Origin of the sequence: Mycolicibacter icosiumassiliensis (genome assembly GCF_900078685.2) — a bacterium.
GTDB lineage: Bacteria > Actinomycetota > Actinomycetes > Mycobacteriales > Mycobacteriaceae > Mycobacterium > Mycobacterium icosiumassiliensis.
In genome coordinates, this window is the sequence record NZ_LT546170.1 from 812,880 (window position 1) to 831,336 (window position 18,457).

At 68.5% G+C, this 18,457-nt stretch carries 11 protein-coding genes; 5 read left to right on the top strand and 6 right to left on the bottom strand.

Translation table 11 applies throughout. The annotated features are described in order from the left end of the window. Nucleotides 1-16: 16 nt before the first annotated feature. The 6 genes from BN4346_RS46425 to BN4346_RS46450 all read right to left on the bottom strand — a co-directional run bounded on the left by BN4346_RS46425 (nucleotide 17) and on the right by BN4346_RS46450 (nucleotide 14,459). Entirely contained in the window at nucleotides 17-3,184 is a 3,168-nt protein-coding gene (locus BN4346_RS46425; protein ID WP_067977023.1) for an arabinosyltransferase domain-containing protein, read from the bottom strand. Next, nucleotides 3,181-6,816, bottom strand: coding sequence for an arabinosyltransferase domain-containing protein (locus BN4346_RS46430; protein ID WP_235653808.1), 3,636 nt, complete (start codon nucleotides 6,814-6,816; stop codon nucleotides 3,181-3,183). Before BN4346_RS46430 ends, BN4346_RS46425 begins: the two co-directional genes overlap by 4 nt. A gap of 102 nt (nucleotides 6,817-6,918) precedes the next feature. Then, complete coding sequence (locus BN4346_RS46435; protein ID WP_096867754.1) at nucleotides 6,919-10,194, bottom strand: arabinosyltransferase domain-containing protein; 3,276 nt, start codon at nucleotides 10,192-10,194, stop codon at nucleotides 6,919-6,921. Beyond that, nucleotides 10,191-12,128, bottom strand: coding sequence for a galactan 5-O-arabinofuranosyltransferase (locus tag BN4346_RS46440; protein ID WP_167666282.1), 1,938 nt, complete (start codon nucleotides 12,126-12,128; stop codon nucleotides 10,191-10,193). Before BN4346_RS46440 ends, BN4346_RS46435 begins: the two co-directional genes overlap by 4 nt. A gap of 183 nt (nucleotides 12,129-12,311) precedes the next feature. Further along, on the bottom strand, nucleotides 12,312-13,076 hold the full coding sequence (locus BN4346_RS46445; RefSeq protein ID WP_067977025.1) for a decaprenylphospho-beta-D-erythro-pentofuranosid-2-ulose 2-reductase: 765 nt from the start codon (nucleotides 13,074-13,076) through the stop codon (nucleotides 12,312-12,314). Continuing rightward, on the bottom strand, nucleotides 13,077-14,459 hold the full coding sequence (locus tag BN4346_RS46450; protein ID WP_067977026.1) for an FAD-binding oxidoreductase: 1,383 nt from the start codon (nucleotides 14,457-14,459) through the stop codon (nucleotides 13,077-13,079). A 77-nt stretch (nucleotides 14,460-14,536) separates the two neighbouring features. Here BN4346_RS46450 and BN4346_RS46455 point away from each other — a divergent pair, with 77 nt between their 5' ends. The 5 genes from BN4346_RS46455 to BN4346_RS46475 all read left to right on the top strand — a co-directional run bounded on the left by BN4346_RS46455 (nucleotide 14,537) and on the right by BN4346_RS46475 (nucleotide 18,223). Next, entirely contained in the window at nucleotides 14,537-15,085 is a 549-nt protein-coding gene (locus tag BN4346_RS46455; RefSeq protein ID WP_235653809.1) for a hypothetical protein, read from the top strand. 202 nt (nucleotides 15,086-15,287) lie between these two features. Then, nucleotides 15,288-15,569 (top strand): hypothetical protein, encoded by a 282-nt coding sequence (locus tag BN4346_RS46460; protein ID WP_154677684.1) that lies wholly within the window; start codon nucleotides 15,288-15,290, stop codon nucleotides 15,567-15,569. Nucleotides 15,570-16,367: 798 nt separating this feature from the next. Continuing rightward, nucleotides 16,368-16,784 (top strand): hypothetical protein, encoded by a 417-nt coding sequence (locus tag BN4346_RS46465; RefSeq protein ID WP_096867756.1) that lies wholly within the window; start codon nucleotides 16,368-16,370, stop codon nucleotides 16,782-16,784. Nucleotides 16,785-16,881: 97 nt separating this feature from the next. Then, a complete protein-coding gene (locus tag BN4346_RS49600) occupies nucleotides 16,882-17,907 on the top strand; it encodes a hypothetical protein (RefSeq protein WP_154677685.1) in 1,026 nt (341 codons plus the stop codon). After that, complete coding sequence (locus BN4346_RS46475) at nucleotides 17,822-18,223, top strand: hypothetical protein (RefSeq protein WP_067977030.1); 402 nt, start codon at nucleotides 17,822-17,824, stop codon at nucleotides 18,221-18,223. Before BN4346_RS49600 ends, BN4346_RS46475 begins: the two co-directional genes overlap by 86 nt. Nucleotides 18,224-18,457 lie beyond the last annotated feature (234 nt).

Genomic DNA, 18,457 nt, shown 5'->3' on the forward strand with positions numbered 1-18,457 from the left:
CCGCGGCAAAGGGACCTTAGGCCTTGATCCGGATCTGGCCCGGTGACCACCAGCCGCTGCGGGTGGCGCTGCCCAGGTCCAACTCCGCGGGCGTGGCCGGCGTGATCACGTCGAACTGACGCAGTGAGCCCCAGTCCCGGCCCCAGTCGTAGTTCAGGTACGTGGCCATCACGTGCGCGCGCAGCAGCATGTCGGAGATGCCCAACAGACCGCCGTTCACTCCGTCCTGCCAGGTGTCGGTGTCCTGCTTCTTGGCGTTGTAGTCCGGGGTGATCCGGTACTGCGGCACCTCGGTGACGCCGTTGGCGTGCAGCATCGGGTGCTGGCACGGGAAGGCCAGGCCCACCGCCCAGTCCAGCAGCACCGGCTTGTCGGAGCCGATGTACTCCTGGATGGTCTTCACCTCGGGCAGCCGCGGCGGGGTGAATGCGATCCAGTCCCGCGGGTTCAGCGACTTGTCCACGGCCACAATGCGTACCGCCACGGCCTGGGCGGGAATCTGGGCCCGCGGGTAGCGCAGGTTGCGCCACATCCGCGGCCACTCACCGAACAGGTCGTAGGGAACCAGCCGTCCGGCGGCCACCGGCGCGCCGTCGGGACCGGGCACCCCGTACTCCAGCTGCACGTCCTGGCCGGTGGTGTAGCCCTTGAGCACGCTGTTGCCGGCGATGGTGCCCGCGGCGGTCACCGCCACCAGTGGGTGGGCGGCGTCGGCAGCCGGCAGGGTGTACCAGGCCGACGTCAGCCTGGACTCCTGCTGGCCGTCGGTGCTGTAGCTGCCGGCCAACGGAATCCGGGCCGGGTCGAGCCCGTAGGGCAGTGGGACGGTCGAGCCATTGATCCCCGCCGTCTTCAGCTTCTTCGGGGCATCCCAGTCGTAGTCGGTGCCGGGCTGGGTGATCGGCATCCGCAACGCCTCGGCGACCACCTTCTCCGGCACCCCGCTGGCGGTGAAGCCGACCGGGTCCACACCGCCCAGCGGTCCGAGGTCTCCGTACTCGCCGGGCAGCGGCGTCAGTGCGCCGTCGTTGGGGTCCGGCTCGACCAGCACGTCGTCGGCTAGCCCGCAGCCGCCCACGAACGCGCGCACGTTGGCCAAGCCGTTGGAGTAGGTCGGGTACTCGCGGATGATCCCAGCCACCATCGAGGCCACGAACACGCACACCATGAAGCCGGCAGCCACCGGAATCGGCGCGGCGGTCAGCGCCCGGGCCAGCCGGCCCTCGCCGCGGTCACGCGGCGCGAAGTGCAGCCAGACCGCCCATCCGGCCGCCACGGCGAACATGGCGAACAGGATTGTGCTGACGGTGATCCCGCCGATGCGTGGCATGTCGGCGTTGAACGGCACCCCGTAGCTGGAGACGTACCACCAGCCGTTGGTGGTGGCGAAACACAAAGCGAGGATGAACAGCACCGCAGCCGCGAACGCCATTCGGTTTCTGGACCAGCGCACCACTTGTCGCGAGACCAACACCGTGGTGAGTGCGGCCATCGCTCCGGCCACCGCGGCGAACAGTCCGAAGTGGTGCACCCACTTGGTGGGCGCGAACATCAACGAGAACATGGTCGCCAGGATCACGCCCATCAGCCGCCACACCGGGCCGCTGGCGACACCGGCGATCCGCTTGCGCCGCAACATGATGAACATCGCGGTGAACAGGCACAGTGCACAGATCAGGAACCCGAATCGCCGCGACAGCGAGCCGTCGACAGTGGGCAGGATCAGGTAGTAGTAGCGCAGGTTCTCGGTGTACCAAGCCTGGCTGGGGCCGATCGCGGTGCGAACCCGGGTGGCTTCCAGCACGGTGCGGATGGTCTGGTCGGCGAAAACCACGGTGAGGATCACGGCGCCGGCGGCCAGCAGCGGCGCCACCAACGGCCAGGTGCCGTGAATGCGGTGGCGACGCACCAGGATCCGCAGCAGCGGCCGGCCACCGGCCAGCAGTGCGGCCACCGCGATCAGGCCGGTCGGCTGGATGCCGAGGGTGAAGGCCGCGCAGATGATCGCCAGCGCCGCCGGGGTCAGCCGGCTGGAGATGATCGCCCGCTCCACCAGCACGTAGGTGATCAGCGCCCCGACCGCGATGATCCCCTCGGGCCGCAGACCGTTGTTGAACGGCATCCACGCCGCCAGCAGCACCATCCCGGCCGCCCACAGTGCGGGCTTGCTGGCCGCCACCGCCGGGCCGAACCGGGGCAGTACTTCGCGGCTCAGCAGCAGCCAGCACACCAGTCCCGCAACCAGATCCGGCAGCCGGATCCAGATGCTGGCGTCGGAGACGTGCGTCATCAGCGCCAGCAGGTTGTAGTACCAGCCGAACGGGTCTTCCGGGCTGCCGAACCAGCGGAAGTAGTTGCTCATGTAGCCGGCGTGGTCGGCTACTCGGGCCATCCCCAGGATGTAGCCGTCGTCGGAGGAGTTCGCACCGATCACGTACCAGAGCAGGAAGCCGAACACCACCGCGACGTCGGCCAGCGAGAAGAATCGCCAACGGCTCGGGATCAGCCGGTGCATCCGGTGGCCGTCGAGCCGGTCCAGACGCCACAACGCCAGGACGGCGATCACGGTCGCCAGGATGGCCACGTAGATCGCGGCCCGCTTGAGGGCGGTTGGCTTGGTGGAGAACCGGGTGTCGATGTCGGCGGTCAGCGACAGGCCGGCCGGTGCGGGACCGGCCAGGTCGGTGAACACCCCGACGATCTGCGGGCGCAGGTTCGGGTCGGGCCAGCCGTAGCGCTGCGTGATCCCGCCGATGGTGGCGAAGGTTCCGGCGTGCGACGACGTGACCTCGATGTCGGTACAGCCGGGGCCTTCCACCTTGGCCCGTGGCGCGGTGGCCAGCACCACGTTGCGGTCGGTGACGTCCACCCGCTTCTCGGTGACGGTGATGAACAGCCCGTTGAGCGCGGCGTCCTTGCCCTTGGCCGGTGCGGTCGCCAGCAGCGTGCCGCCCTCGGCGGGCAGTGCGCGCACCAACGCGCACGGCGCCTTCACCGACATGGCGATCGGGGTCTGCGAGATCAGCGGTGCCGTCACACTGCTCAGCTCGCCGTGCTGCGGCCAGTTCAGCGTGGCGGTGGTCTGCACCACCGGCAGCAGCGGGGTGGCCACCGACAGCAGGAAGCCCACCAGGCCGGCGACGACGGCCACCCAGCGGGTCAATTTCACGTCACGCTCGTTCATGGCAGTGCTCGAATCGGTCCGGGCCGGCTCCAGCCGGTAACAGTGACGGTGCCCTGCTCGATGACGGCATCGGGTGCGTCCTTTGCGGGGATCAGTCGGTGATAGGCCTCTACCGCACCCCAGTCGCGATACCAGTCATTGCGCAGGTAGGTCGGGACGGTGGTGGTCCACAGCATGGCTTGGGTGATCATGAACGGCCCGCCGTCCTCGGCCGACTGCCACAGGTTCGACGATGCCGCGGTCTGCTTGTGATCCGGCATGATCCGGTACTCCGGCAGCTCGGCGATGCCCAGGTGCTCGGTGAACGGCCGCTGGCAGGGGAAGTTCGCCGCGACGGCGATGTCCATCAGCACCGGGGTCTGCGATCCCATCAACTCACTGATGGTCTTGACCACCGGCACCCGCGGCGGGGTGAACGCGATCCACTGCTCGGTGGACAGGTTCGGGTCGTTGGCGACGATGCGCACCACGTCGGTGCCCGGCGGGGCCCAGGCCAGCGGGAAACGCAGGTTGCGCCAGGAGTTCTGCGGCCCGATGTCGATCGGCTCGGTCTGCCCGAGAGCCTTGAACGTCCCGTCGGGATTGCTGGTGCCCCACTCCAGGTTCAGCGGTTGGCCGTAGTCGAGCTTGCCGTCCTCGCCGTGCGACCAGATGGCCCCGGCCGCGGTGACCACGACAATGGGAGCCCGGTCCTTCGACGGTTCCGGCAGCCGGTACCAGACCGAGGTGGCGTGCGCGGCCACCTGCTCCTTGTAGGAGCCCAGCACCGGGGTGACGGCCGGGTCCAGCCCGAACGGCAGCGCCACCCGGGAGCCGTTGACTCCGTCGGGGGCGTCGTCGGGGATCTTGCCGCCGGCGGTGCCCGCCGCGTCGCTCTGATTGGCGCTGGGCTTGTTGGGGGAGGCGTCGGCGTTGGGTACGCCGGGCTTGGCGATCACGGCCAGCGAGGTCAGGTCCTCATCGACGGCATTGGGGGTGAAGCCGTAGGGGTCGGCGCCGCCGAGCGGACCCAGCTCCCCGTAGCTCTGGCCCGGAACCGGTTGCAGCAGACCGACATTGGTGTTTGGCTCGGCCAGCACGTCGTCGGCCATGGCGCAGCTGGGAGAGCCGCGAACTTCGGAAAGCACAGCGTCGATGTTGGCTCGGGCGGTGGTGTAGGCCGGGTAGCGTCCCGCGGCGGCCTTGGCCATCGAGCCGACCATCAGCAGCACCATCAGGCTGGCGACGATCAGCAGCGGGGTGGAAGCCAGGATCCGGTTGCGCCGGTTGGGCGTCACCTCGGTGTGTCCGGTGTAGTCCAGCCGGAAGTGCTGCCAGCCGGCCAGCAGGCCGGTGGCGATCGACGCCGCCAGGAACATCGACGTCACCGGCTTGCTGGCGATCACCGGCGGGATGTCGAACCACGGAACCCCGTAGCCGCCGACGTAGAACCAGCCGTTGACTCCCGAGGTCGCCCAGGCCATCAGGAACAGCAGCGCGGTCACGTACAGGGTCATGTTGCGTCGGCTGTGCAGCCCGACCCGGGCGAAGGTGAACGCGGTGAGCGCCGCCAGCGCCCCGGCCAGCCCGGCGAACCCGCCGAACTGCACCGCCCACTTGGTCGGGGTGAACGTCAGCAGCAGCAGGCCCACCGCGGTGGATCCGATCAGCCGCCAGGCCGGGCCGCTGGCCACCCCGTTGATCCGGCCGCGCCGCAGCAGCACCACCAGCATGGCGAACATGCAGAACAGCAGCACCAGCACGGCGAACCGGCGGGTCAGCGAGGCGTCGACGTTCTCTTCGACGGTCAGGAAGTAGTACCGCAGGAACTCCTGGTACCAGGCGATGGTCGGGCCGACCACGTACTTGATCCGGGCCGATTCGGCGACCGCGGCCAGGGTCTGAGACCGGCAGACCACTACGGCGATCACCGAGGCGGCCGCGGCCAGCACTGCCAGCGGCGCGACCAGCCCGTCGGTGACCCGGCGCTTGCGGATCACCCCTTCGATGGCGCGGGAGCCGGTCAGCAGCGGAGCCAGCGCGATCAATCCGTGCGGAGCCAGCGTGACGGTGAAGACCGCTACCAGGACTGCCAGCGCGGTGGGGGCCAGCCGGCGGGTGGCGATCGTGCGTTCCACCAGCACCCAGACTCCCAGGGTTCCCAGCGCGATCAGCGGCTCGGGGCGCAGGCCGTTGTTGAACGGCAGCCAGGCCGCCGCGAACATGGCCGCGGCGGTGAACACCGCCACCCGGTTGCCGGAGAGCCGGCCCAGCCGGGGCAGGATGCGGCGGCTGATGATCAGCCAGCAGGCCATGCCGGCCAGCGTTGCGGGCAGTCGCATCCACACCCCGGCGGTGCTGATCGTGCTCAACTGGCCCAGTAGTGCCGGGTACCAGTCGAACGGGGCCTCGGTAGCGCCGAAGAACCGGTAGTAGTTGGCCACGTAGCCGGCGTGCGCGACGTTGCGCGCCATCGTCAGGTTGTAGCCGTCGTCGCTGGAGATGGCACCGATGACGTGCCACAACGCCAGGGTGCCCAGCACACCGATGTCGGCCAGCCAAGTGATCGGGTTGGCCGTGAACCCGTGTCGCCAGCTGCGCGGGGTGCGGTGGCATTGGCGGCGATCCAGGATGGCCAGCGCGATGATCGACGCCAGCACCGCCAGCACTCCCAGCGCCATCACGGCGGCCTTGAGGGTGGTGGGATTGGTGATGAATCGGGTGTCGATGTCGATGCGCGCGTTCAGGCCCGGCTGCGGGCCGATCTCAAGTTCGGTGAAGACGCCGCCGATCTGCGGTTTGTTCTCCGGCGGCAGCGTGCCGGCCGCACCGGGGATGCCGACGAAGTCCGCGCCGACGACGCCGGCGTCGGCCCACAGGTGCAGTTCGGTGCAGTCGGAGAGCTTGCTGCGCGGTGCGGCCGCGGCCACGTGGTCACGATAAGCAGCGAACACGGTGGTCTTGTTGGCCCGCACGAACAGGCCGTGCGCGGTGGCGTCCACGCCGCCGGCCGGCACTGTCGACAGCACCAGGCCGCCCTTTTCGCCCAGGGTTGCCATCGCCGAGCAGGGGATGGTGATGTCCAGGCTGCGGGGCGCTCCGGACACCAGTGGGGCGGTGACGTCGCTGACGTGGCCGTCGGCGTCCAGGCCCTGCGGCCAGGCGATGGTGGCGGTGGTCTGTTTGACCGGGAGCACCGGGGTGATGCCGCACAGCAGCACACCGGTGAGGCCGGCCACCACCGCGATCAGCCGGGCGATCCGATAGCGCTGCTTGGGCTGGTCGTAGGTGGAGGACACGAGCCCTGATGTTATGCGACGGAGCGGACGCCGCGGCGGACCCCGTCCCGCCCGTCCCGCGGCCGGGGCCTCGGCTCGCAGTGCCATCACTCGTTGGTGAATTCGGTGCTCGGTGCTGCGCGGCAGCAGGTGCGCCGGCCCGTAGCGGCCCCGGCCGCGCCGGAACACCCGGCCGCGTTCACGTTCCCAGCGCAGGGCATCCGAGATCGCCTTCGAGGGCCGGCCCCGGACACCGAAGCCCCGGGAGTCCAGCTCCGCGGCCAGTTCGCCGATGCTGCACGTCCCGTGATGCTGCAGGTAGTGGGTCAGTACGTAGCGCAGTTCGATCCCGCGCAATGGTCTCCGGTTCGTCATGTGGCGAACCCTGACACCGGGGTCCGACACGGCGGGCAGTTGTCGCTCAGAGCGGGCAACTGCCACATGCCCCGGGTCTAGTGACGGGTGGGGCAGGCGTGATCAGTGCCGCAGCGGCGCCGGGCTCCACAGCCCGGAGCGCACGGCGGTGCCTAGATCCAGATGTGCCGGGGTGGCCGCGGGGTAGTACGGCGTCAACTGTTGCAGGGCACCCCAGTCGCGGAACCAGTCGTGGTTCAGGTAACTGGGCACCGTCGTCGCGCGCACTAGCAGCTCGGTGATGCCCAAGGGGCCGCCGCCGTTGTTGTCCATCACCGGGGAGTTCGCCTCGGCGCCGAACCGGTCCGGCAGGATCCGCCACTTGGGCACCTCGGTGACGCCGTTCTGGTGGCCGAACGGCCGCTGGCAGGGGAACGCCAGGCCGACCAGCCAATCCAGCAGTACCGGGTCCTGCGAGCCCACCACTTCCTGCAGGGTTCGCAGTTGCGGGACGCGCGGCGGTGTCACCGCGATCCAATGCTGCGGGGCCAGGTCGTCGTCGCGGACCACCAACCGGATGCGGGTGGCTTCGGCCGGGATCGCCGACATCGGCGCACGCAGGTTGCGCCACGCCGGGACCGCGCCGATGTCACCGAAGTCGACCGTCCCGCTGGATTTATGCGACGGTCCCAGCTTCGCCTCTCCTTCGTCGAGGCTCGCTGAACCGCCGGGCTTGTCGGCCTCGGCCCCGGCGTCGGTGGCCCACTGCGCGGTGACCTCGCCGCGGTCGAAGCGGCCCGCGGCCGCCACCACCAGCAGCGGTCCGGCGTTGGCCCGATCGGCGGGCAACCGGTACCAGGCCGAGCGCAGCAGTGCGGGCACCTGAATGCCAGCGCGCCAGCTGCCCAGCACCGGCACCCGGGCCGGGTCCAGCTTGTAGGGCAGTCGGGCTCGCGAACCGTTGATCCCCTCGCCGGAGGTGATGCCGCCCTCGGTGCCGGCCTCGCCGCCGGAGACTTGGGCGTCGTCGTCGGCCAGCCGGCCCAGCCCGGGCGGGCCGATCATCTGGTCGGCGGTGACGTCGGCGACCGAGAACGTCGCGCCGAGGGCGTCGGCGGCCGGGGCGTCGATCGGCACGAGCATCCCGGCGTTGGGGTCCGGTTCGACCAGCACGTCGTCGGCCAGCCCGCACGTCTTGCCGGTCAGGGCGTCCAGGTTGGAGCGGCCGACCGTCCAGGCCGGGTACTGGCCGAGCATCGCCGCGGTCAGCGACACCACCTCGAAGGCGATCAGCACCCAGGAGGCGATGGCGAGGGGGTAGCCCGACAGCGCCGCCCAGCGCGGTCGCCGCCCGGCGCCATTGGTGAAGTGGAACCAGGCCGCCACCAGTGCCGCTAACACCGTCAGCCCCACGCCCATGGTGGCGAACGCCAGATGCCACTTGGGGAAGGCGTTCGACCACGGCACCCCGAAGTTGGAGACATACCACCAGCCGTTGACGCTGGCGAACGACAGTGCGGTGATGAACAGCACCACCGCGGTGAACAGCGTCCGGTTGCGCCTCGAGTGCATGGCCGCGGCGCTCACCGCGACGGCGGCCAGCGCACCCAGGGACCCGGCGAGCCCGGCGAACACCCCGAAGTGGTGAGTCCATTTGGTGGGCGTGAACATCATCGCGATGAACGAGATGATGGTGATCCCGATGATGCGCCGGCTCGGTCCGGCAGCGGTGCCGGGAATCCGGCCCTTGCGCAACGCCATCGCCACCGACACCGCCAGCGCGACGCCCAATGCCAGCACCGGGAACCGGCGAGCCACCGAGCCGTCGGGGGTGGCCAGGAAAAGCCGTTCGTAGCGGACGTGCTCCTCGAACCAGGCCAGGCTGGGCCCGACCGCGGACTTCAGCGTGCTGGCCTCGATCTCGCCGGCCAAGGTCTGGTCGCGGAAGATCACGATCGCGGTGATGCTGACCGCCGCGGCAATGGGCGCCAGCAGCGGCGCCAGGCCGAACTGCGTGGAGCGCCGGTGCAAAATGGTGCGCAGCGGCCCGATCGCCACTAGCAGCGCACCGATCGACGCGATGCCGGTCGGCCCGGAGAACAACGTCATCGCGCCGATGATGCAGGCGATCGCCAGCGGCAGCAGCCGGCTGGTGGCCACCGCCCGCTCCACCGAGCACCAGGTCGCCAGGATGCCCAGCGCGATGATCGGCTCGGGGCGCAGGCCGTTGTTCAGCGGCAGCCAGAACGCCAGGAACATGCCGGCCGCGGTCCAGGCCGCCGCCCGGCTGTGTTTGACGGCGTGGCCCAGGCGAGGGATCACCTCGCGGCTGATCAGCCACCAGCAGGCCAGCGCCATGGCCAGGGTGGGCAGTCGCATCCAGATGCTGGTGGTGGACACCTGCGACCACACCGCCAGCAGGTCGTAGTACCAGCCGAACGGCGCCTCCGGGGTGCCGAACCAGCGGTAGAAGTTGGCCATGTAGCCGGCATGCTCGGAGATCCGCGCCATGGTCAGGATGTAGCCGTCGTCGCTGGTGTTGGCACCGACGAAGTGCCACCACACCAGCACCAGGGTGACCAGGGCGTCCAGCGGTGAGGCCGACCACCACCGGGCCGGCAGGAAGCGCAGGAAACGACGGTGCCGGGTGGCCCCGTTTTCCGAGGCGGTGTCCAGGACGTGCAGGGCGATCAGCGCCACGATCGTCAGCGCCACCCCGAGGATCATCGCGGCCAGCTTGAGCGCAGTGGGTGCGCTGGAGAAGCGGGTGTCGACGGTGGCGGTGAAGTTCAGTCCGTCGGGTGCCGGGCCGGACAGGTCGGTGTAGACGCCGACGATCTGCGGGCGGAAGTCATAGCCGCTGCGGGTCCCGGTCAGCGGTGAGCCGGGCTTTTCGGCGTTGGGTCCGTACTTGAGGCCGACGAACTCGGCGGTGACCCGGTCGGCGTGCGCGGTGAAGGTCAGCTTCTGACAGTTCGGGCCGAGCACCTGAGACAGCGGCGCCACCACCACCGGCACGTTCCGGACGACCAGAACCAGGTCGTCGTTGACGAGTTCGATGAGCAGTCCTCGGTCGACGGCCTTGGGGGCCTGTTTGGGCACCGTGGACAGCAGCACCGACTTGGCCGGGGTGAGGCCCGCTGCGGCCTGGCACGGCACGCTGATGTCGAGGTCGGTAGCGACATAGCCGATCAGCGGTGCCTGCACACTGGCCAGGGCACCGTTCTGCGGCCAGTTGAGTTCGGCGGTGGTCTGCTTGACCGGCAACAACGGGGTGAGGATCGCCAGGAGGGTGCCCAGGATGCCGGCGACGACGGCGACGGCCCGAGCGATCCGGTAGTCGGCGCGCGTATCGGTCACGGACCAGATGGTATCGGTGTCCTCGACGGCGTCCGTCAGGTGCGGATGGCAAGCACGAACGGGCCGATCTTCTGCACGTGGAACTGCGGCCCGGCGAACAGGGCCGCATCGAGCTCCACGGTGTAGCGCCGCACGTTGGGATGGTTGGGGTAGACGTCCTTGGCCAGCCGCAGTGTGTAGGTGTCACCGGCGCCGGGCCGCATCAGAAAGACCGTCGGCGCCGGCCACGCCAGGTCGTCGAGCGCGTGGGTGAACTGCTCGGAGGTCTCGAGCTTGGACCAGGCCTCGATCGCGGCGGCGCGCGCGGAGAACTGCGCCAGCGGGTTGGCGTAGTGCGGCGTCAGCCCTTGGAAACCCCAATAGGGGTAGTAGGACAGGAAGCTGTAGTCGGCGGTGAGCACCACGGTCTGGTCGCGCGGCTTGCCGGTGGCCTGGGTGATCGCGGCGTCGACGGCTTCGTAGTACTTGGCGGCGCCCGGTGCGCGCCGGTCGCCGCGGTCGCCGTGGCCGTCGGTGTCGGTGTAGGCGACGGTGATGTCGGGCCGCAGCACCTCGGGAATGTCCTGGCTGAACGCGACCGCCCCGGCCAGTCCGACCGCGGCCGCGACGGGATAGACGATGGTGTGCCAGCCCTGCGCGGCCCGGCCGAGCGCCTGGGCGCCCTCGATGAAGCCGAATACTCCGGCGGTGGCCAGCAGCACCGTCAGCGTCGGCTGGAGCCGGAAGCTCAGCAGTGTGGTGAGGGCCAGCGTCGACAACATAGACAGGATCGACCAGGCGTAGACGGCGACGACGCCGATCGCCAGCGCCCCTGCCCGGGTCGACTTGGTGGCCCGCACCACCAGCCACAGCGTCCCCAGCAGGCACAGCGCTCCGAGCAGCGTGAACTGCAGCATCGGGAAGCTCAGCTCGGCGCCGTCACCGGGCAGATAGTGGAAGGCGCTGCGGGACTCGCCGGCCGGGTGATACAGCGCCTGCCGCAGGTAGGGCGTCCAGGTGATCGACGCGATGGCCGCGGCGATCACCCCGATCACCGCCAGCCGCGCCAGCGGGTTCAGCGCGGATTTGACGCCGGCGCGTTTGACCGCCCGCGACGCCGCCAGCAGCACCGCCATCAGCGTCACCGTGAACGCGGTGTAGGCCACCAGCAGGGTGTAGAAGGTGGCGGCAAAGCCCAGGAAGACGCCGGCCCCGACGACTGCGCCCCCGCCGCGTCGTGCCGCCGTGCGAGCCCCCGCGAGAGGGAATCTCACGTCGCGCTCGCCGGCGTGTCGGTCGTCAGATTCCCACTCGGCGGGGGCGTCGGCGGGAGAACGGTAGCCGGCGCGCAGGCCCGACCAGGTCAGGATCAGCACCGGGGGCAGCAGCACCGTGATCATCGCCGCGTAGGGCTCCGGGGAGCTGTAGGCCAGCGTCACCGCCGCCCCGGCGAGGGTCACCAGCACCGCGTACTCGAAGCGGATCAGCTTGTTCCACAGCACCAGCGCGACCGCAACCGCCACGGCGATCGAGGTGATGGCCCACGGCTTGTACATCTCCCAGGCCGGCAGCCCGGTCCAGGCCGCGGCCCGCCCGCCGAGCCAGAACCAGCCCGGCGGGTAGAACGGCGGCAGCCCGAGGTAGGTCATGTCGGCCAAGGCGGGACTGTCGGTCAGCCGGGTCAGGTATTCGGTGCGGAACTGCTGGTCCACCGAGATCCCGAATAGGTAGAGCTTGGTGGCCCCCAGCGGCATCGCCAGCGTCACGACCGAGAACGCGCTGGTGAACACCACCGCTGCGAGCCAGCCCAGGGCACGGCGCCCCCGGCGCCAGAACCATGCAGCCGCGGCCAACCCGGCCAGGCAGCCGACTTGCCCGACGGTGGTCAGTGCGTGCAGTTGGTTCGACGAGGGATACGCGGGCCACTGCACCCGGGCGATCGCCATCAGCGCGACCACCGCGACGACGACGGCGATGACGCCGGCCAGGATCATCTGGGCCACCGTGTTCAGCGCATTACGCACGGCCACCACCAGCCCCAACTGTCACCACGAAAAGAGGTATATGTCGATTGCCCGTCTTTGAGCGACAACGGTTGTCGCTCAAAGACGGGCAACTCACCGCGGCCTTCCGCCGCGTGACGTGTGTGACGCACGAGACCGGCGCGGCTCATCGGGTTAGATCGGCAACCGGCGGAAGATCGCCCGCGGAACGTGCCGAAGCACCATCATGACGTAGCGGAACGCCCCCGGCGCCCAGACGATCTCCTTGCCCCTGGCGGCTGCGGCCACCGCCAGTTCGGCGACGTCTTCCTTGTCCACGGTCAACGGCGCATCCTTGACGTGCGCGGAGAACCGAGTGCGCACCTGGCCGGGCCGGATCACCAGCACCCGCACCCCATCGTCCCGAAGCGCTTCGCCCAGGCCGAGGTAGAAGCCGTCGAGCCCGGCCTTAGTGGAGCCGTAGACGAAGTTGGTCCGGCGCACCCGTTCACCGGCCACCGAGCTCATCGCGATGATCTGTCCGAAGCCTTGGGCGCCCATCTTGCCGGCGAGCAGCACGCCCACCGATACCGCTGCGGTGTAGTTGATCTGCGCGACCTGCACCGCCTTGGCCTGGTTGTGCCAGAGCTCCTCGGCGTCGGCGTCCATGCCGAACGCCACGATCGCCACATCGATATCGCCGCCCGAGAACGCGGAGTCGATCATCGCCGGGTGGCTTGCGGTGTCCAGCGCGTCGAAGTCGACGATCCGCACCGACTTCGCGCCGGCCGCCTCCATCGCGGCGACGGCGCCGTCGCGGCCGGGGTCACCGGGCAGGCAGGCCAGCACCACGCTGGCCGAGGCGTTTCGCAGGTAGCGCGCACAGATCGCCAGGCCGATCTCGGACGTACCGCCCAGCAGCAGAATCGACTGGGGATTTCCGGTTGCGTCGAACACCATCTACAGCAGCTCCAAACGTCGGGCCATATCGGAGGCGAAGATCCCGTCGGGATCCACCTTGCGGCGTACCGCGATCCATTCGCCGATCCGCGGGTACATGGCGTGAAAATTCTCCGCGGTGGTGCGGGAATCCTTGGCGGTGTAGAGCCGGCCACCGAACTCCAGCACCCGGCGGTCGAGCTCGTTGAGGAATTCATTGAGGCCGGGCTTGATCCGGAAGTCCACGCAGACGTTCCAGCCGGGGATCGGAAAGCTCAGCGGCGCTTCATTTCCCGGACCGAACAGCTTGAACACGTTGAGCCATGAGTGATGTCCGCTGGCCTGGATATCGTACATGATGCGCTTGAACTCTTCGACCGCGTCAGTGGGCACCACGAACTGGTACTGCGCGAAACCCGCTGAGCCGTAAGCGCGATTCCACTCGCCGACCATGTCCAGCGGGTGATAGAACTGCGTAAGGTTTTGCGCTTTGCCGCGATAGGTGCTGCCGATGCGGTACCACGCGTCGGTCAGCGTGCCGAAGATCAGCTTGTTGCCCAGCCCGTTGGGGAAGATGTCGGGGGCGGTGAAGAACTGCGGCGCGTCGAACTTCAGTGGGTTGCGCCGCAGTTTGGCCGGCAACTGCTCGACGGTGGCCAGCGAACCGCGGGAGATCACCGCCCGGCCCAGCTTGGGCGGGGCGCTGATCGCGTCGAACCACGCGCTCGAATAGGTGTAGTTGTCCTCGGTGCCGTCACTGTGGAAGGCAATGGTCTCGTCGAGCGAAGCGGTCACGTCGCCGTCGGCGATGAAGTACGCGGTCTCGGTCGGGGTCATCGCGATCACCGCGCGCAGCACGATCCCGGTCAGGCCGTTGCCGCCGACCGTCGCCCAGAACAGTTCGGACCCCTCACCCTCGGGCTCCAGGTGTCGCACCGAACCGTCGGCAGTCAGCAACTCCATCGAGCGCACATGGTTGCCGAAGCTGCCGGCGCTGTGGTGGTTCTTGCCGTGGATGTCGCAGGCGATCGCCCCGCCCACGGTGACCTGCCGGGTGCCGGGCAGCACCGGAACCCACAACCCGAGCGGCAGGGCGGCCCGCATCAACTGGTCGAGGTTGACCCCGCCGTCGACGTCGACCAGCGCGGTGGCGGCGTCCATTGAGTGGATCCGGTTCAGCGCGGTCATGTCGACCACCAGGCCGCCGCCGTTTTGGGCGTTGTCGCCATAAGAGCGGCCCAGGCCGCGGGCGATCACGCCACGGCTTCCGGAATCGGCCGAGCGAGCCACCGCCTTGGCGATGACTTCGATGTCCGGGGTCGACAACACCTGCGCCACGCTGGGCGCGGTGCGGCCCCAGCCGGTGAGGCGGCGCGTTGTGGTCTGCAGCTCGGTGCTCAACATCGCACATGAGGGTACCGCCAACGCGCCGGATCCCCGTTCAGCGTGACTATTGCGATCTGTCCCGATACGATCGCGCAATGCCTGAGACTTCTGCGAGCGAATCCTCCTCCGCCAAGCCCAAGACCGCGGGTTTTCCGCAATCTTCCACCTCTGCGTCGGCGTTGTCGGTGCCCACGATCGCCGCGCTGGCGCTGGCCGTGATCGGCATCGTTTTGGCCATCTTCGGTTGGTTCCACCCGTCGACGAGCCAGAAGTTCTCCGACGACCAGCGTGCCGAGGCCAAGGGCAAGATCTGCGAGGCGCAGGGCGTCGTGCGTCAGGGCACCCAGTTCAACACCAACCTGCAGAACCCGGTGCCGGGCGACCTGGCCGGTGACCTGGCGGTGGGCACCAATGCTCGGCTCTCGCTGTTCGCCGGTGGTGCCTTCCTGCACCAGAACCTCGAGGCCAACCCGGCCACCCCGGCCGACCTGTCCAAGGCCGCCGGCGACATGGCCGACACCCTCGAGGCGCTGAGCATCAACTACCTGGCCGGGCACTCGCCCGAGGACGCCGTCCAGCAGCCGCTGCGCGACCAGCTGCGTGGTCAGATCGACGTCCTGGACAACCTCTGCCAGCAGCAGTAATCCCGTTCGTTTTGTAGGTGCGCTGGGCGATGTCGACGACAGAGCCCAGCGCATTTGCGTTGGTGGACCTGCTGCAGCAGCAGGCCGAGCGCCACGGCGACTAGGTCGCGTTCCACTTGCGCCCAGAGGGCGACGACGAACACGACCGACCGGATTGGTCACCGAACGACTTGTGGTGGTCCACGCGGTTCAGCGACACCGGATGACCGAGACCGACCTGGCCGCGATCCGCGACGCGATCCGGCGCCACCACCGGACCGAGGTGCACGACGTGGCCCGGGTCAAGCCGATGAGCATTCCGGCAAAATCTGGCGGGTCGCGTGCCGGGAGAGAATTCACCGCGGGCGAGCTGGTGGCGGTGGCGCAGTGGAGCGCCCCGCAACGCCCGGCCCCCGACACGGGAACGGCCGCCAAGCAACAGATGGCGCTAGGCCTGGCCCGGTTCGTGGGCAGGTCGGCACGCCAGCGGCGCGAATCGGACTGAGCGCCGGCGCGTCCAGGGCCCCGGTGGGCGGCACGATGACGGTACCGGTGGTACCGCTCAGCAAACCATCTTGCTGCGCCGGATCGAAGTACGCCTCCCAAGTCGTCGGCGACTGCGGCGCGCACGCCGACCGGTGCTGGCACCGCGACCTTTGGCGTCTTGCGAACCGTCTGGATGGGCCTGGCGCGCCGGAACGACCAGTCATTCGTTAGCGGACAATTGTCCATCGGGGTTTCTGTGGCGATATGTGATTCCTCAGTTATTTATCAGGTATTATGCCGACGGAAAAGTCGGTATAGCGCCGAAATGTGCCCCGTAGGCAGCGTCAAGGTTGAAAGTTTGGGCGTACCACACCATCCAGTCACCTAAGTGGTACTAGCTGCGTTGCCCAATTATGACCACGTTCGTTGTCGCTTTAAACCAGGTAAGACACCGTTGTAAACAAAAATGTTGTGAAAGCAATCGTCAAATGTTGTCAATTTTCTGACTGCATATGTTGTCGAAATGGTGACTACAAACGTTGTCGTTCAGTAACCGACGAATTTGATCTGTGAGTCTGAGAAATGTCTATTTGAAATGTGACGTGTCTCATGTACTGTCGCGAACGTTTGATGCCTCGAGATGGAAGAAATTTCCGATGCAGCAGTTACTTCGTCCTTACGCCACGACGGGTGTCGCCCTGGTAGGTGCCGGTCTCGTCAGCGTCACTGCTGTACCGATCCCGCAGGTAAGCCTGCATGCATTGCCCTCGCCACGGTCCGATGTTGGCCGGTCCAGCAACAACCGAACCTGCGGTTGATGGTCAACACGTCCGATGTACTGGTCGCCTGGGATCCGCTGTTCAGGAACACGGTCGCCAACCTCGCCAACCTGGGCCAGCACGTGGACTCGGGGCCGGTCGGTGCCCAGCCTTTCGATCTCAACTTCACCCTCGGTCGGGTGCTGGACACCGTGCACCTCGGCGACAAGAGCGTGACCACGATCCTGTGCGGAATCGGGATCGGCGACCTGCCGATCGGGTCGATGGTCACCAGCCTGCTCCAGGGCGGTGGAGCCAAGGCAGCGGCTGGCAGAAGAACTCGCGGCGACGCGTACGGCGGTGACGGTGCCGGTGGTGCTCGCGGTGCCGCCGGACCGGCCGATGCGGGGGGCGCGGTCAGCGCGGACCCCGGTACCGCGGGGCAGGCCGGCAGTGCCGGTGAAGCCGGCACGTAGGGGCGCGGACGGCGCCCCCGGCTAACCCCCAGAGTCTCAGCTCTCAGCGCCGACAACACGACCAGCTCATCCCAACACAGCAGATAGGCCTCATCCCATGGCTCGTAAGCGCCGTAATGCAGCACAACATCTCCAACGCACCAGCCCGGGGCGGCGCGCGGTCGGCGTGGCCGGCGCGGCGGCGGCGTTTTTGGCGTTGGGTGTGACGCCGTTGGTGTCGGCGCCGGGCGCGCGGGCTGACGGTGAGTTTGATTGGTTGTTGGATCTGTTCACCCCGGCGGTGGGTGCGGATGTGGAGACCGCGGTTGGCTTCGACTGGGGGTCGTTGTTTGACTCGTCGGCGGGGTTGGCTAGTGGTGATCCGTTTGATCTGACCGCGTTGGTGGATGCGTACCTTTACACGCCGTTGCATGCCAGTTTGGTCGACTGGATCGAGAGCCCGTTGGGCATCCAGGTCGACGGCTTCATCAATGACACGTTCGGGTTCGGTTCGATCATCATCGGCAATGGCGCGACCGGTGTTGCCGGTGTCGATGGCGGCAATGGTGGTGCGGGCGGTTGGCTGTTCGGTGATGGCGGTGCGGGTGTCGCCGGTGGCGATGGTGGCGCGGCCGGGCTGTTCGGCAATGGTGGTGCCGGCGGTGCGGGCCTGGCGGGCCTGGCCGGCGGTGACGGCGGCGCCGGTGGTTCGTGGATGGGCGTGGGCGGTAGCGGCGGCGCCGGTGGTGATGGTGGTGGCGCCGGCGGCAATGGTGGTGATGGCGCGGGTTGGCTGTTCGGTTCCGGTGGCAATGGTGGTGCCGGCGGTATCGGCGCGGCCGGCGCGGCGGGTCTGGCTGGCGCGACCGGTGTCTGGGCCTCCGGCGGAAACGGTGCCGTCGGTGGCGACGGTGCCCTCGGTGGTAACGGTGGCAATGGTGGTGCCGGCGGTAAGGCGTCGGGCTTCTTCGGTAATGGTGGCAATGGCGGTGTCGGCGGTGTTGGTGGTGTCGGCGGCAACGGTGGCCGTGGTGGTGACGGTGCTGCCGGTGACTGGGATGCGGGCGCTAGCAACGGGCACCGAAGGAACCACCGGGACCGGTGGCAGCGGCGGCAACGGCGGCGCCACCGGTACCGCCGGTAACGGCGGTGCGGGCGCCAACGGCGACGCCACCAACCACAACGGCGGCGATGGTGGTGACGGCGGCAACATCGCCGACACCCCGGCCACCGGCGGCAACGCCGGCACCGGTTCGGGTACCGCGACGGCCGGAACCCCCGGCAGCACACCTGGTGGTCCGGTCGGCAACGGCGGCAACGGCGGCGATGGCTGGACCAACACCGGATCGTCCGGGACCGGCGGTGCGGGTGGTGCCGGTGGTGACGGCGGCAACCTCGGTAACGGTGGTGACGGTGGCAAGGGTGGCGACGGCCCGAACGGCCCCGGCGCCGACGGTTGATCCCGCCTGGTACAGACCGACGCGGTCACCCCGGCATCGGGGTGACCGCGTTGGTTTTTGGTTGCGCCCGTCGACGCAGGTGTGCCCGTTCGGTATCCGGACGATGTGAGCATGTCTACCGTTACATGGCCGTGACATACAAGAACACTACGTAATTTATATATAAGTCACAGTTTTCTGCTTGCTTGTGAACGTCTGACAGCTGGCCGTTCCCTCGAGTGAGGGGCTAGTCCG

Excerpts from the sequence above, each read along its gene's own strand:
- BN4346_RS46425 (WP_067977023.1), bottom strand. The coding sequence starts at position 3,184 with ATGAACGAGCGTGACGTGAAATTGACCCGCTGGGTGGCCGTCGTCGCC.
- BN4346_RS46430 (WP_235653808.1), bottom strand. The coding sequence starts at position 6,816 with ATGACGAACCGGAGACCATTGCGCGGGATCGAACTGCGCTACGTACTG.
- BN4346_RS46440 (WP_167666282.1), bottom strand. The coding sequence starts at position 12,128 with ATGATCCTGGCCGGCGTCATCGCCGTCGTCGTCGCGGTGGTCGCGCTG.
- BN4346_RS46445 (WP_067977025.1), bottom strand. The coding sequence starts at position 13,076 with ATGGTGTTCGACGCAACCGGAAATCCCCAGTCGATTCTGCTGCTGGGC.
- BN4346_RS46450 (WP_067977026.1), bottom strand. The coding sequence starts at position 14,459 with ATGTTGAGCACCGAGCTGCAGACCACAACGCGCCGCCTCACCGGCTGG.
- BN4346_RS46455 (WP_235653809.1), top strand. The coding sequence starts at position 14,537 with ATGCCTGAGACTTCTGCGAGCGAATCCTCCTCCGCCAAGCCCAAGACC.
- BN4346_RS46460 (WP_154677684.1), top strand. The coding sequence starts at position 15,288 with ATGACCGAGACCGACCTGGCCGCGATCCGCGACGCGATCCGGCGCCAC.
- BN4346_RS46465 (WP_096867756.1), top strand. The coding sequence starts at position 16,368 with ATGGTCAACACGTCCGATGTACTGGTCGCCTGGGATCCGCTGTTCAGG.
- BN4346_RS49600 (WP_154677685.1), top strand. The coding sequence starts at position 16,882 with ATGGCTCGTAAGCGCCGTAATGCAGCACAACATCTCCAACGCACCAGC.
- BN4346_RS46475 (WP_067977030.1), top strand. The coding sequence starts at position 17,822 with ATGCGGGCGCTAGCAACGGGCACCGAAGGAACCACCGGGACCGGTGGC.